Here is a 13,866-nt window from a genome sequence, read left to right on the forward strand (position 1 = left end):
GAGGCCGCGGGGTTCCCCGCGGCCTCTTTTTGTGCGTCAGGTGTTCAGGAAGGTCCCGGCCTGGGCCACGATGTCGAGGAGGAAGCCCGGGGCCACGCCGAGGACGAGGGTCGCGGCGACCCCGGCGGCGACCACGGTGCCCGCCATCGGGCTGGGCAGGTTGACCGTGGGCGCGTCGGGCGCGGGCTCGTTGAGCCACAGCAGGACGACGACCCGCAGGTACGGGAACGCCAGGATCGCCGAGGAGACGACGCCGACGATCACCAGGCCGAGCTCGTCGGCCTGGAGGGCCGCCGCGAACAGCGAGAACTTCGCGGTGAAGCCGCTGGTGAACGGGAGCCCGGCGAGGGCGAGCATGAGGATCGTGAAGATCACCGCGGTGCCCGGGGACTTCTTGCCCAGGCCCGCCCAGCGCGCCAGGTGGGTGGCCTCCTCGTCGCCGTCGCGCACCAGCGAGACGACCGCGAAGGCCGCGATCACCGTGAAGCCGTAGGCGGCCAGGTAGAACATGGTCTGCCCGACGGCCTCGCCGAGCGCGATCACGCCGATGAGCAGGTAGCCCGCGTTCGCGATCGAGCTGTACGCGAGGAGCCGCTTGATGTTCCGCTGCGTGACCGCGAAGATCGCGCCGCCGATCATCGTCGCCACCGCGATCACGGTGAGGATCAGGTGCCAGTCCCACGCCGAGGACGAGAGGCCGACGTTGAACACGCGCAGCAGGCCGCCGAAGGCCGCCACCTTCACGCACGCGGCCATCAGGGCCGTCACCGGCGTCGGCGCGCCCGTGTAGACGTCCGGGGTCCACATGTGGAACGGCACCGCCGCGGCCTTGAACAGCAGCGCGACCGCGATCATCGCGACGCCGATGTACAGGAACATGCGCGGCTGGCCGGAGCTGACGCCCGCCTGGTTGATCCCGGCGAGGTCGACCGTCCCCGCGAAGCCGTACAGCATCGCCATGCCGTACACGTAGAACGCGGACGCGAACGCGCCCAGCAGGAAGTACTTGAGCGCGGCCTCCTGGCTGATGAGGCGGCGGCGCTTCGCGAGGCCGCACAGGAGGTAGAGCGGCAGGCTCAGCATCTCCAGGGCGACGAACATCGTGAGCAGGTCGCCGGCGGTCACGAACATCATCATGCCGGTCACCGCGAACAGCGTCAGCGGGAAGATCTCCGTCGCGCCGTCCTCGCGGCGCTGCTCCACGTCCGCCGCCGAGTCGGCCACGACCGCGGCCTCCGCGACGAAGTCGCCGCCCTTGACGGTGCGGCGCTCGGCCAGCAGCAGGACCGCCACGATCGACAGGATCGCGATGGTGCCCTGGAGGAACAGGCCTGGACCGTCCACGATGACCGAGCCGATCGCGGTGCCGCCCAGGGAGAACACCGGACCGCTCTTGTCGGCGTTCAGGACGACCGCGACGAACGCGCCCGCGAGGGCCGCCACCGCGAGGACGACCTGGACCGGCAGCCGCCGGGCCTTCGGGACCGCGGCCTCCACCAGGAGCCCGACGAACGCCGCGACGAACACGACGACCATCGGGGCCAGGCCGGCCCAGTCGATCGTGACCGCTGTGGACTCATTCATTGGTGGCCCCCAGGGGAAGGTCGGCGGGCTCGTCGGCGACGAACCCGAGCGTGTGGTCCACGGCCGGAGCGACCGCGTCGATGAGCGGCTGCGGGTAGAACCCGAACCCGAGGATCGCGATCACCAGCGGCGCCACGAGCGCCTTCTCGCGCAGCGTCAGGTCGCGCTTCATCGCGGGCACCTCGTCGAGCGCCGGGTTCCGGTCGCCCTGCATGGTGCGCTGGTACATCCAGAGCACGTACGCGGCGGCGAGGATGATCCCGAGCGCCGCGACGACCGCGACCGGCTCGTTCTCGGTGAACGCGCCGAACAGGACCAGGAACTCGGAGATGAACGGCGCCGTGCCCGGCAGGGACAGCGACGCGAGGCCCGCGAACAGGAAGATCCCGGCGAGCAGCGGCAGGGTCTTCGCGGCCCCGCCGTAGTCCTTGATCTGCGCCGAGCCGCGCCGCAGCGTCAGGAAGCCCACGACGATGAACAGCAGGCCCGTGGCGAGCCCGTGGTTGAACATGTAGAGGACCGCGCCCGTCGCCGACTCGGACGTGAACGCGAAGATCCCCAGGCCGATGAAGCCGAAGTGCGCGATCGAGGTGTACGCGACCAGGCGCTTGAGGTCGGTCTGGCCGATCGCCACGAACGCCGCGTAGACGACGCCGATGACGGACATGCCGATCACCCACGGCGCGAACGTCCGCGTCGCGTCCGGGAACAGCGGGAGGCAGTACCGCAGGATCGCGAACGTGCCGATCTTGTCCATGACGCCGACCAGGAGCGCCGCGACCGCGGCCGGGGCCGCCCCGCCCGCGTCCGGGAGCCAGGTGTGGAACGGGAAGAACGGGGCCTTGATCGCGAACGCGATGAAGAACCCGAGGAACAGCCAGTTCTGGAGCGTCCCGGCGGCCATCGGCTCGGCGTCCACGAGGGTCTGCCAGTCGAACACGCCGCCGTTGTTCACCCACAGGGCGATCACGGCGACGAGCATGAGCAGCCCGCCCAGCAGCGAGTACAGGAAGAACTTCACCGCGGCGTACTGCTTCTTCGGGCCGGAGCCGTAGGAGCCGATGAGGAAGTACATCGGCACGAGCATCGCTTCGAAGAAGAAGTAGAACAGGAGCACGTTCGAGGCGAGGAACGTCGCGAGCATGGCCGCCTCGAGCGCGAGCACGAGCGCGAAGAACGCCGGGACGCTGCGCGTCACCGCGTCCAGGTCCCGCCAGGCCGCGAGCATCGCGATCGGCGTGAGCCCCGCGGTCAGGACCACCAGCAGCAGCGCGATCCCGTCGATGCCCCAGGACAGGTTCAGGTCCCAGGCCGCGATCCAGGTGTAGGACTCGGTGAACTGGAGCCAGGGCGCGTCGTCGGCGTAGTCGAAGCCGACCGCCACGAGCGCGGCGAGCACCGCGACCGCGGCCGCGAAGCCGAGCGCGGTCCAGCGGGCCGCGTCCGCGTTCTCGCGCTTGATCGACGCGGTCGCGACCGCCCCGACCAGGGGCACGGCGACCAGGGCCGACAGCAGCGGGAGTTCGTTCATTGGGTGACCACCACCATGAGCGCGGCCACCACGATGACCGCCCCGGACAGAATGGACAGGGCATAGGAGCGGACGAAACCGGTCTGGAGCGTCAGCAGGCGCCGCGAGGAGCCGCCGATCGCGGCCGAGAGGCCGTTCACGGCGCCGTCGACGACGCGGCCGTCCATGGCGACCGAGGCGCTGGCCGCGAGGCGGCTGGGCCGCTCGAACAGGCCGCGGTTGACGGCCTCGCCGCCGAGGTCGGCGCGGGCGGCGCGGATCGGCCAGGCGGCGGCGCGCGGCACTTCGTCGGTGCCGCCGCGGAACAGGAGCCAGGCGAGCGCCGCGCCGAGGACGACGGCGGCGGTGGTCGCGACGGTGACCTGGAGGTGCGTCAGGTGGCCGTGGGCCTCGTGGTGCTCGCCGAAGACGGGCGTGAGCCACTCGGTGACCGGCGAGGCCATGAGGCCGCCGGCGGCGAGCGAGCCGAGTCCGAGGAGGACGAGCGGGCCGGTCATGATCGCCGGGGACTCGTGCGGGTGCACGTCCTCGGTCCACCGCTTGGGGCCGTGGAAGGTGAGGACGAACAGGCGGGTCATGTAGAACGCGGTGAGCGCCGCGCCGAGGAGGGCGGCGCCGCCGACGACCCAGCCCTGCCAGCCTTCGCGGGCGAAGGCGGCGGCGATGATCGGGTCCTTGGTGAAGTAGCCGGAGAACGGGAACAGGCCGATGATCGCGAGCCAGCCGGCGGCGAACGTCGCGTACGTGAGCGGCATCGTCCGCCACAGGCCGCCGAAGCGGCGGATGTCGGTCTGGTCGTTCATGGCGTGCATGACCGAGCCGGAGCCGAGGAACAGGCCGGCCTTGAAGAAGCCGTGGGCGAGCAGGTGGATGATGCCGAGCGCGAACGCGCCGCCGCCGAGGCCGACGGCGAGGAACATGTAGCCGATCTGGGAGACGGTGGACCAGGCGAGGACGCGCTTGATGTCGTCCTTGGCGCAGCCGACGATCGAGCCGAACAGGAGCGTCAGGGCGCCCACGACGACGACGGCGGTCTGCACGTCCGGGTTCAGGCTGAAGATCGCGTTCGAGCGGGCGATGAGGTAGACGCCCGCGGTGACCATGGTGGCCGCGTGGATGAGCGCCGACACCGGGGTCGGGCCCTCCATCGCGTCCGGGAGCCAGGTCTGGAACGGCCACTGGCCCGACTTGCCGCACGCGGCGGCGAGGAGCAGCAGGCCGAGCGCGAGGCTCGTCGTGGTCGAGAGTTCGGAGGCCCCGCTGAAGACGCCCGCGAAGTCGAGGGTGCCGAGCGTGCCGAGCATGAGGAACATCGCGAGGAGGAACCCGACGTCGGCGACCCGGTTGGTGAGGAACGCCTTCTTGCCGGCGGTCGCGGCGGCGGGCTTGAGCTGCCAGAACGCGATGAGGAGGTAGGAGGCGAGGCCCACCCCCTCCCAGCCGACGAACGTCATGAAGTAGTTGCCGCCGAGCACGAGGACGAGCATCGCGGCGGCAAACAGGTTGAAGTAGGCGAAGAACTTCCGGCGCTCGGGGTCGTGGGACATGTACCCGACCGCGTAGACGTGGATGAGGAAGCCGACGCCGGTGATGAGCAGGCAGAAGACCGCGCTCAGCGGGTCGAGGAGGAGGCTCGCCTCGATGTCGAGGCCCCCGACGGACACGATCGTGAACAGGTCGAGGAACGCGCTCTTGTCCTCAAGGCCCGCAAGGGAGCCGAAGAGGGCGAGGGCGAGCGCGAAGGCGGCGCCGATGGTGATGACGCCGAGCCAGTGGCCCCACCTGTCGGCGCGGCGGCCGGCGAGCAGGAGGACGGCGGCGCCGAGGGCGGGCAGGGCGATGAGCGCCCAGGTGAAGGACAGCAGCCCCTCCGCGGGCGCGTACGAGATTTCGTCCACAGTGTCCCCTCTAGGCCTTCAGGAGGTTGGCGTCGTCGACGGAGGCGGAGCGCCGGGACCGGTAGATCGCCATGATGATCGCCAGGCCGACCACGACCTCGGCGGCCGCGACGGCCATGACGAAGAACGCCATGACCTGCCCGTCGACGGTGCCGGTGGTGCGCGCGAAGGTCACCAGCGTCAGGTTCCCGGCGTTGAGCATGAGCTCGACGCACATGAACACGACGATCGAGTTGCGCCGCACCAGGACGCCGACTGCGCCGATGCAGAACAGGGCCGCGGCGAGGATCAGGTAGTACTCGGGATTCACGAGTCCCGCCCTTCCGTGTGCTTCGGGGCCGCCTCAGCGGGGGTGAGCTGGCGCGGCGGGACGTACTCGGACAGCGAGGCCGGCTCGATGGAGCCGTCGGGCCGCAGCGCGGGCGTCGCGGTCGAGTCCGAGGTGGCGAACACGCCGGGCCCGGGCTTGGGTCCGGGGTAGTTCCCGGGCCGGAACCGCTCGCGGCTGTGCTCCCGCTGGCCGCGGTGGCCGCCCTTCTTGGCGACGTGCGCGAACATGAGCGCGCCGACCGCGGCGACGGTGAGGACGCCGGAGACGATCTCGAACGGGAACAGGTACGTCGAGAACAGGGCCTCGGCGATCCGCTCGACGTTCCCCTGGCCGGCCGGCCCGGCGGGCTCGGCGACGACCAGGCCGGAGACGGCGCGGGCGAGGCCGGAGGACAGCAGCGCGGCCATGCCGACGCCGAGGAGGACCGCGAAGAGCCGCTGGCCCCTGAGGGTCTCGAACATCGAGTCCTTGGAGTCGCGCCCGAACAGCATGAGCACGAACAGGAACAGCATCATGATCGCGCCGGTGTAGACCATGATCTGCACGAAGCCGAGGAACGGCGCGTGCTGCATGATGTAGAAGACCGCCAGGCACATCATGGTGACCGCGAGCGAGAGCGCCGCGTGGATCGCCTGCCGGGACAGGACGAGTCCGAGGGCGCCGGCGACGGCGACCGGCGCGAGGATCCAGAAGAAGACGGCCTCGCCGGCGGAGCCGGACTGGGCCAGGACGGCGGCCTGGGCGAGATCGGTCACTGCCGGCCCCCGTTCTTCCTCGCGAGCATCTCCGTCAGGGAGAACTCGGCCCCCTCGCTCGCGCCCGGGTTGACCGGGCCCGACTCGTAGTACGCCTTCTCGCTGTCGCCCAGGCGCATCGGGTGCGGCGGCTGCTCCATGCCCTCCAGGAGGGGCGCGAGCAGCTCCTCCTTGGTGAAGATGAGGTCGCGGCGGTCGTCGCGGGCCAGCTCGTACTCGTTGCTCATGGTGAGCGAGCGGGTCGGGCAGGCCTCGATGCACAGGCCGCAGAAGATGCAGCGCGCGTAGTTGATCTGGTAGGTCTTCGCGTACCGCTCGCCGGGCGAGAACCGCTCGGCCTCGGTGTTCTCCGCGCCCTCGACGTAGATCGCGTCGGCCGGGCAGGCCCAGGCGCACAGCTCGCAGCCGATGCACTTCTCCAGGCCGTCCGGGTGCCGGTTGAGCACGTGGCGGCCGTGGTAGCGCGGCTCGAGCTTGGAGGGCTTCTCCGGGTACTCGACGGTCACCTTCGGCTTGAACATGTGCGAGAAGGTGACGCCGAAGCCCTTGGCGAAACCGGACATTACCCCTCCTCTTTCTCGTCGGTGGAGCGCGAGCCGTTGATCGGCACTGCGGAAGTGTTCGCCGGTTCGAGCTGCTTGAGCGAGCGCGGGTTCGGCGGGACCGCGAGGTCCAGCGGCGGCACCGGGAAGCCGCCCAGGCCCGTGTCGGGCTCGGCCGGGTCCTCGTAGGGCTTGCGGCTGGGCCAGAAGAAGATCAGGGCCATGACGACGATCGCCGCGCCGCCCGCGAACGCGATCCGGGTCGGCAGGTCGTTGCCGGTGTCCAGGCCGATGTTCATGGCCGCCAGGACCATGAGCCACACCAGGGAGACCGGGACGAGGACCTTCCAGCCCAGGTTCATGAACTGGTCGTAGCGCAGGCGCGGGAGCGTGCCGCGCAGCCACACGTAGAAGAACAGGAACGCCAGGACCTTCCCGAAGAACCACACGAGCGGCATGAAGCCCTCGTTCGCGCCCGGCCACCAGGAGTCCGGGAACGGCGCGGCCCAGCCGCCGAGGAACAGCGTCACGGCCAGGGCCGACATCGTCACCATGTTCACGTACTCGGCCAGGAAGAACGAGGCGTACTTCAGCGACGAGTACTCGGTCGCGAAGCCGGCGACGAGCTCCGATTCGGCCTCGGGGAGGTCGAACGGGGCCCGGTTCGTCTCGCCGACCATCGCGATCACGAAGATGACGAAGCTCGGGGCCAGGACCAGGAAGTACCAGCCCGGGAGGGTGAACTCGGCGCCGCCGAGCGACAGCGGCAGGCCCTCGGCCTGCGCCTCGACGATCGCGCCGGTCGACATCAGCCGCGACTGGAAGAACACTGCCAGGACCGCGAGGCCGAGCGCGATCTCGTACGAGATCACCTGCGCGGCGGCGCGGAGCGCGCCCAGGAGCGAGTACGCCGAGCCGGAGGCCCAGCCCGCCAACACGATCCCGTACACGCCGAGCGCCGAGCAGGCGAGGATGACCAGGACGCTCACCTCGAAGTCGGTGAGCTGGAGCTCGGTCTCGATGCCGAACACGTTGACCTCGGGCCCGAAGGGGACCACCGAGAACGCGGTGAACGCGCACGCGACCGCGATGACCGGCGCCGCGATGAACACGACGCGGTCCGCGGTGCGCGGCATCGTGTCCTCCTTGAACGCCAGCTTCAGGCCGTCCGCGAGGGACTGGAGGAGGCCGAAGGGCCCGTTGCGGTTCGGGCCGGGCCGCACCTGCATGATCGCGACGACGCGGCGCTCGTACCAGATGGTGAACAGCACCAGCAGGACCAGGACGACGAAGACGAGCACGCCCTTGACCAGCATCAGCCAGACGGGGTCGTTCATGAGTTGACCGCCTCCACTTGCTCTCCTTCGGCCGGGCGGGGCACGTTCGGGTAGGCGCGGATCTGGACCACGTCGCCCGAGCCCGCGCCCAGGTGGCGGTAGATCCCGCGACCGGGCGCGTTCTGCGGCAGCCAGACCGTGCCCTCGGGCATGTCGGTGACCTTGAGCGGCAGCGTGATCCCGCCGATCGCGGTCGAGACGGTCACGCCCGCGCCCTCGGTCGCGCCGATCGCCTTCGCGGTCGCCGCGCTCAGGCGCACCACCGGGTCGGGGGCGCAGCCGGCGAGGTGCGGGTTGTTCTCCTGGAGGGAGCCGCCGTCGAGCAGCTGCCGCCAGGTGGCGAGCACCGCCTTGCCGTCTTCATGCGCGCGCGCCGGCCGGTCGGCGGCCCAGTCGGGGGCGGGCTGGCGGGTGATCGGGTCGGGGAGCCCGGCGAGTTCGGCCCGCACGGTCCGCGTGTCGGCCAGGCCGAGCTTGACCCCCATGGCGTCCGCGAGCGCGTCGAGCACGGCGTGGTCGCTCATGAGGTCGGACTCGACGACCGTGTCGAAGGTCCGCAGGCGGCCCTCCCAGTCGAAGTACGCCCCGGCCTTGCCGGTGACGGGCGCGACCGGGAGGATCACGTCGGCCACGCGGGTGACCGCGGAGTGGCGGATCTCCAGGGAGACGACGAAGCGGGCCGCGTACAGGGCGGCCTCGACCGCGGGCGCGTCCGCGAAGTCGTACGGGTCGACGCCGCCGACGAGGAGGCCGTCGATCTCGCCGTCGGCCGCGGCCTGGAGGATCTGCCAGGCGCCGCGCCCGTCCGCGCCGGGCAGGGACTCGACGCCCCAGTACTCGGCGAGCTGGTCGCGGTCGGCGGCGTAGGAGGCGAGGCCGCCGCCGGGCAGGAGCCCGGGGAGGCAGCCGGCCTCGACGGCGCCGCGGTCGCCGGCGCGGCGCGGGATCCACGCCAGGCGGGCGCCGGTGGCGCGGGCGAGGCGCACCGCGGCGGAGAACGCGCCCTCGACGGTGGCGAGGCGCTCGCCGAGGAGGAGGACCGCGCCGTCCTCGGCGAGGGCGTCGCGGACGTAGCCGCCGCGCGTCCACTCGTCGAGGAGCTCGGCCTCCTCGCCGGGCAGGGACTGGATCAGGTTCGCGTTCAGCTTGCGGGTGCCGCGGGTCGCGAACGGGGCGACCACGTGGACGCGCTGGCCCCGGTTGCGGACGGCCTTGCGCAGGCGCAGGAACGCGATCGGGCACTCCTCCTCGACCTCGAGGCCGGCGGCGACGACGACGGGGGCGTGCTCGAGGTCCTCGTAGGTGACCGCGCCGCTGGAGGGGTACACCCCGGCGACGGCGTGCGCGAGGAACTCGGACTCCTCGGTCGAGTGCGGGCGGGAGCGGAAGTCGATGTCGTTGGTGGCGAGGGCGACCCGCGCGAACTTGGAGTACGCGTAGGCGTCCTCGACGGTGAGCCGGCCGCCGGTGAGGACGCCGACGCGCCCGGAGGCGTTCTCGCCGGCGGCGCCGAGTCCGGCGGCGGCGCGGCGCAAGGCCTCGGGCCACGACGCCTCGCGCAGGGACCCGTCGGCCTCGCGGACGAGCGGCTTGGTGATGCGGTCGGCCGCGTCGACGTAGGACATCGCCCAGCGGCCCTTGTCGCAGTTCCACTCCTCGTTCACGGCCGGGTCGTCCCCGGCGAGGCGGCGCAGGACCTTGCCGCGGCGGTGGTCGGAGCGCTGCGCGCACCCGGCCGAGCAGTGCTCGCACACGCTGGAGGAGGACACGAGGTCGAACGGGCGGGAGCGGAACCGGTACTGGGAGCCGGTGAGGGCGCCGACCGGGCAGATCTGGACGGTGTTGCCCGAGAAGTAGGACTCGAACGGCTCGTCCTCGTAGACGCCGACCTGCTCGAGGGCGGAGCGCTCCATCAGCTCGATGAAGGGGTCGCCGGCGACCTGGTCGGAGAAGCGGGTGCAGCGCGCGCACAGGACGCAGCGCTCGCGGTCGAGGAGGACCTGGGAGGAGATCGGGAGCGCCTTCTTGTAGCGGCGCTTGTCCCCCGGCTCCATGCGGGTCTCGGTGCGGCCGGTGCTCATCGCCTGGTTCTGGAGGGGGCACTCGCCGCCCTTGTCGCAGACGGGGCAGTCCAGGGGGTGGTTGATCAGGAGGAACTCCATGATCCCCTCCTGGGCCTCCTTGGCGACCTCGCTGGTGTGCTGGGTCTTGACGACCATGCCCTCCATGGCGGTGGTCGTGCAGGAGGCGGCGGGCTTGGGCATGCCGCGCCCGTTGCCCATGTCGGGGACGTCGACGAGGCACTGGCGGCAGGCCCCGGCGGGTTCGAGGAGCGGGTGGTCGCAGAAGCGGGGGATCTCGATGCCGAGCTGCTCGGCGGCCCGGATGATCAAGGTGCCCTTGGGGACGGTGACCTCGACGCCGTCGATGGTGAACGTGACTTGATCGGTCATGTCAGTGGGCTCCGATCTTCTCGGCGTCGTTGGAGGGCCTGTCGAACAGGGGCTGCTTGTGGCCCTCGATGTAGTCGAGGTAGTCCTGCCGGAAGAACTTCAGGGAGGAGGTGACGCAGGAGGTGGCGCCGTCGCCGAGGCCGCAGAAGGAGCGGCCGAGCAGGTTCTTGCAGGCGCTCTCCAGCAGCTTGAGGTCGGCGAGCTCGCCCCTGCCGGAGAGGATCCGCTCGTAGACGCGGACCATCCAGTAGTTGCCCTCGCGGCACGGGGTGCACTTGCCGCAGGACTCGTGCTGGTAGAACTTCAGCCAGCGCCAGCAGGCGACGACGGGGCAGTCCTGGTCGGAGAAGATCATGACCGCGGTGGTGCCGAGGATGGACCCGGCCTTGGCGACGTTGTCGAAGTCGAGCGGGACGTCGATGGAGTCGGCCGAGAGCATCGGGGTGGAGGACCCGCCGGGGGTGAAGAACTTGAGCTCGTGGCCCTCGGTCATGCCGCCGGCGAGCTCGATGAGCTCGCGGAGGGTGGTGCCCATGGCGCACTCGTACTGGCCGGGGCGCTTGACGCGGCCGGACAGGGAGTAGATCATCGTGCCCGCGGCGTTCTCGGAGCCGAGGTCCTTCCACCACTGGGCGCCGCCGAGCACGATGTGCGGGACGGCGGCGATGGTGCCGACGTTGTTGATGCAGGTGGGCTTGTTGTAGAGCCCGTGCGTGGCGGGGAAGGGCGGGCGCAGGCGCGGCTGGCCGCGCTTGCCTTCGAGCGAGTCGAGGAGGGCGGTCTCCTCGCCGCAGATGTAGGCGCCGGCGCCGGAGTGGATGACGACCTCGAGGTCGAAGCTGGAGCCGAGGATGTCCTCGCCGAGGTAGCCGGCCTCCTTGGCCTCGCGGACGGCGTTGCGCAGGCGCCGGGCGGCGTGGATGGCCTCGCCGCGGACGTACACGAAGGCCCGCGAGGCCTTGATGGCGTAGGAGGCGATGATGATGCCCTCGATGACCGCGTGCGGGTCGTTCATCATGAGCGGCAGGTCCTTGCAGGTGCCCGGCTCGCCTTCGTCGGCGTTGACGACCAGGTAGTGCTCCTGGCCGTCGTCGGGCACGAACTGCCACTTCATGCCGACGGGGAAGCCGGCGCCGCCGCGGCCGCGGTGGCCGGACTCCTTCATGAACTCGATGAGGTCGGCCTGGGTGTGGCCCAGCGCCTTGCGGAGCGCCTTGTAGCCGTCGAGCTGCTCGTAGACGTCGAGGCGCCAGGCGCCGGGCGAGAGCCAGCGCTTGGTGACGACGGGCTTGAGCTTGTCGAGGACGGCTTCGCGGGGACGCCGGGGACCGGGCACGGTAACGCTCACTTCGCTTCCTCGGGTTCTCTGGACAGGAGGGGGGCGTCGGGGTCGTACGCGGGCGCGGCGATGCCGGCCTCGGCGGCGAGGCGGGCCCCGGCGAGCGTGGCGTCCCCTTGGGCGTTGCCCTCGAGTCCGGCGGTGCGCTCCTCCTCGAACCCGGCGAGCTGCACGGAGATCTCGCGGAGGGTGCACAGGGGGGCGCCGCGGCTGGGGATGGGGCGGCGGCCTTCGCGGAGCTCGTTGACGAGGTCGAGGGCCTTGGCCTCGTCCATGTCGTCGTAGAACTCGTAGTTGACGGTGACGACGGGGGCGTAGTCGCACGCGGCGAGGCACTCGGCGTGCTCGAGCGTGATCTTGCCGTCCACGGTGGTCTCGTCGTGGCCGACGTCGAGTTCGTCGCTGAGCGCGTCGAAGACCTTCTGCCCGCCCTTGGCCTGGCAGAGGGTGTTGGTGCACACCGAGACGAGCCAGTCGCCGGCCGGTTCGCGCTTGTACATGGTGTAGAAGGTCGAGACCGCCTGCACCTGGGCCTTGGTGATGCCGAGGACGTCGGCGCAGAACGCGATGCCGTCCTCGGAGACGTAGCCGTCGTGCGACTGCACCAGGTGGAGCAGCGGCAGGAGCGCCGAGCGCTCGCGGCCCTCGGGGTAGCGGACGAGGATGGCCTCGGCCTGCTCGCGGATCTTCTCGGGGTAGTTCACCTGTCGCAGCCTCCCATGACCGGGTCGAGCGAGGCCCCGCCCGCGATGACGTCAGCGAGCAGGCCGCCCTCGGCGAGCGCCGGGATGGCCTGGAGGTTGACGAAGGAGGGCTCTCTGAGATGGACGCGGAACGGCCGGGTGCCGCCGTCGGAGACGGCGTGGACGCCCAGTTCGCCGCGCGGGGCCTCGATGGCGGCGTACACCTGCCCGGCCGGGACCCGGAAGCCCTCGGTGACGAGCTTGAAGTGGTGGATCAGCGCCTCCATCGACTGGCTCATGATGTGCCGGATGTGGTTGAGGCTGTTGCCCATGCCGTCGCCGCCGAGGGCGAGCTGGGCGGGCCAGGCGATCTTCTTGTCCTCGACCATGACCGGGCCGGGCTCGAGCTTGTCGAGGCCCTGGGCGATGATGCGCAGGCTCTGGCGGATCTCCTCGAGGCGGACGAGGTACCGGGCCCAGGCGTCGGCGCCGTTGTGGGTGGGGACCTCGAAGTCGTACTCGTCGTAGCCGCAGTACGGCTGGGTCTTGCGCAGGTCCCACGGGAGGCCCGCGGAGCGCAGGACGGGGCCGGTGACGCCGAGGGCGAGGCAGCCGGAGACGTCGAGGTAGCCGACGCCCTGGGTGCGCTCCTGCCAGATGGCGTTGCCGGTGAGGAGGCCCTCGTAGTCGTCGAGGCCCTTCGGCATGTACTCGACGAAGTCGCGGATCATCTGCACCCCGTTCGGGGGCAGGTCCTGGGCGAGGCCGCCGGGGCGGACGTAGGCCATGTTCATGCGCAGGCCGCAGACGGCCTCGAAGATGTCGAGGATCTTCTCGCGGTCGCGGAAGCCGTAGATCATCATCGAGAGCGCGCCGAGCTCCATGCCGGTGGTCGCGAGGGCCACCAGGTGGGAGCTGATGCGGTTGAGCTCCATCATGATCACGCGGATGACGTCGGCGCGCTTCGGCACCTCGATCCCGAGGAGCCGCTCGACGGCGAGGCAGTACGCGGTCTCGTTGAAGATCGGCGCGAGGTAGTCGGCGCGGGTGACGAACGTGGTGCCCTGGACCCAGGTCCGGTACTCCATGTTCTTCTCGATGCCGGTGTGCAGGTAGCCGACGATGGGGCGCACGGAGCGGACCGTCTCGCCCTCGAGTTCGCACACGAGGCGGAGCACGCCGTGCGTGGACGGGTGCTGCGGGCCGAGGTTGATGATGAGGCGCTCTTCGTTGACCGGGTCGACGGAGGAGACGAGCTCGTCCCAGTCGCCGCCGGTGACGGTGTAGACGCGGCCCTCGGTGGTGTCGCGCTCGGCCGCGTAGGCGTCCGTGGAGTGGTCTGTAGTGGTCACTTGTACGACCTCCGCTCGTCGGGCGGGCCCGGCTGCTGTTCGCGGGGGGCTCCGCCGCCCC

The 13,866-nt window shown here is 70.9% G+C and carries 11 protein-coding genes; all 11 read right to left on the reverse strand.

Annotated elements, in window-relative coordinates; all coding sequences use genetic code 11:
* Positions 1–36: 36 nt before the first annotated feature.
* Genes nuoN through EIW28_RS10985 form a run of 11 tightly spaced genes read right to left on the reverse strand, consistent with a single transcriptional unit; the run spans position 37 to position 13,805 of the window.
* Positions 37–1,584 carry an NADH-quinone oxidoreductase subunit NuoN gene (gene nuoN, locus EIW28_RS10935; protein WP_125247754.1) on the reverse strand — a complete coding sequence of 516 codons (1,548 nt, stop codon included), beginning with the start codon at positions 1,582–1,584 and terminating at the stop codon, positions 37–39.
* Entirely contained in the window at positions 1,577–3,115 is a 1,539-nt protein-coding gene (locus tag EIW28_RS10940; RefSeq protein ID WP_125247755.1) for an NADH-quinone oxidoreductase subunit M, read from the reverse strand. The genes nuoN and EIW28_RS10940 overlap by 8 nt, the downstream gene beginning before the upstream one ends.
* Entirely contained in the window at positions 3,112–5,013 is a 1,902-nt protein-coding gene (gene nuoL, locus EIW28_RS10945) for an NADH-quinone oxidoreductase subunit L (protein ID WP_125247756.1), read from the reverse strand. The genes EIW28_RS10940 and nuoL overlap by 4 nt, the downstream gene beginning before the upstream one ends.
* 10 nt (positions 5,014–5,023) lie before the next feature.
* Positions 5,024–5,323: an NADH-quinone oxidoreductase subunit NuoK gene (gene nuoK, locus EIW28_RS10950; RefSeq protein WP_125247757.1), complete on the reverse strand. Its 300-nt coding sequence runs from the start codon at positions 5,321–5,323 to the stop codon at positions 5,024–5,026.
* Positions 5,320–6,099: an NADH-quinone oxidoreductase subunit J gene (locus EIW28_RS10955; RefSeq protein ID WP_197717204.1), complete on the reverse strand. Its 780-nt coding sequence runs from the start codon at positions 6,097–6,099 to the stop codon at positions 5,320–5,322. Before EIW28_RS10955 ends, nuoK begins: the two co-directional genes overlap by 4 nt.
* Entirely contained in the window at positions 6,096–6,662 is a 567-nt protein-coding gene (nuoI, locus tag EIW28_RS10960) for an NADH-quinone oxidoreductase subunit NuoI (RefSeq protein ID WP_125247758.1), read from the reverse strand. The genes EIW28_RS10955 and nuoI overlap by 4 nt, the downstream gene beginning before the upstream one ends.
* Positions 6,662–7,978, reverse strand: a complete 1,317-nt coding sequence (nuoH, locus tag EIW28_RS10965; protein WP_125247759.1) for an NADH-quinone oxidoreductase subunit NuoH — start codon at positions 7,976–7,978, stop codon at positions 6,662–6,664. Before nuoH ends, nuoI begins: the two co-directional genes overlap by 1 nt.
* Entirely contained in the window at positions 7,975–10,431 is a 2,457-nt protein-coding gene (locus tag EIW28_RS10970; protein ID WP_125247760.1) for an NADH-quinone oxidoreductase subunit G, read from the reverse strand. The genes nuoH and EIW28_RS10970 overlap by 4 nt, the downstream gene beginning before the upstream one ends.
* Position 10,432: 1 nt before the next feature.
* The gene (gene nuoF, locus EIW28_RS10975; protein WP_232013929.1) at positions 10,433–11,779 is read right to left on the reverse strand and encodes an NADH-quinone oxidoreductase subunit NuoF; all 1,347 of its coding nucleotides are present in this window, start codon (positions 11,777–11,779) and stop codon (positions 10,433–10,435) included.
* Complete coding sequence (gene nuoE / locus EIW28_RS10980) at positions 11,776–12,474, reverse strand: NADH-quinone oxidoreductase subunit NuoE (protein ID WP_125247761.1); 699 nt, start codon at positions 12,472–12,474, stop codon at positions 11,776–11,778. Before nuoE ends, nuoF begins: the two co-directional genes overlap by 4 nt.
* On the reverse strand, positions 12,471–13,805 hold the full coding sequence (locus EIW28_RS10985; RefSeq protein WP_125247762.1) for an NADH-quinone oxidoreductase subunit D: 1,335 nt from the start codon (positions 13,803–13,805) through the stop codon (positions 12,471–12,473). The genes nuoE and EIW28_RS10985 overlap by 4 nt, the downstream gene beginning before the upstream one ends.
* Between the last annotated feature and the right edge of the window lie 61 nt (positions 13,806–13,866).

The organism is Glycomyces terrestris, from assembly GCF_003933745.1.
In the GTDB taxonomy this organism is placed as follows: Bacteria; Actinomycetota; Actinomycetes; order Mycobacteriales; family Micromonosporaceae; genus Glycomyces; species Glycomyces terrestris.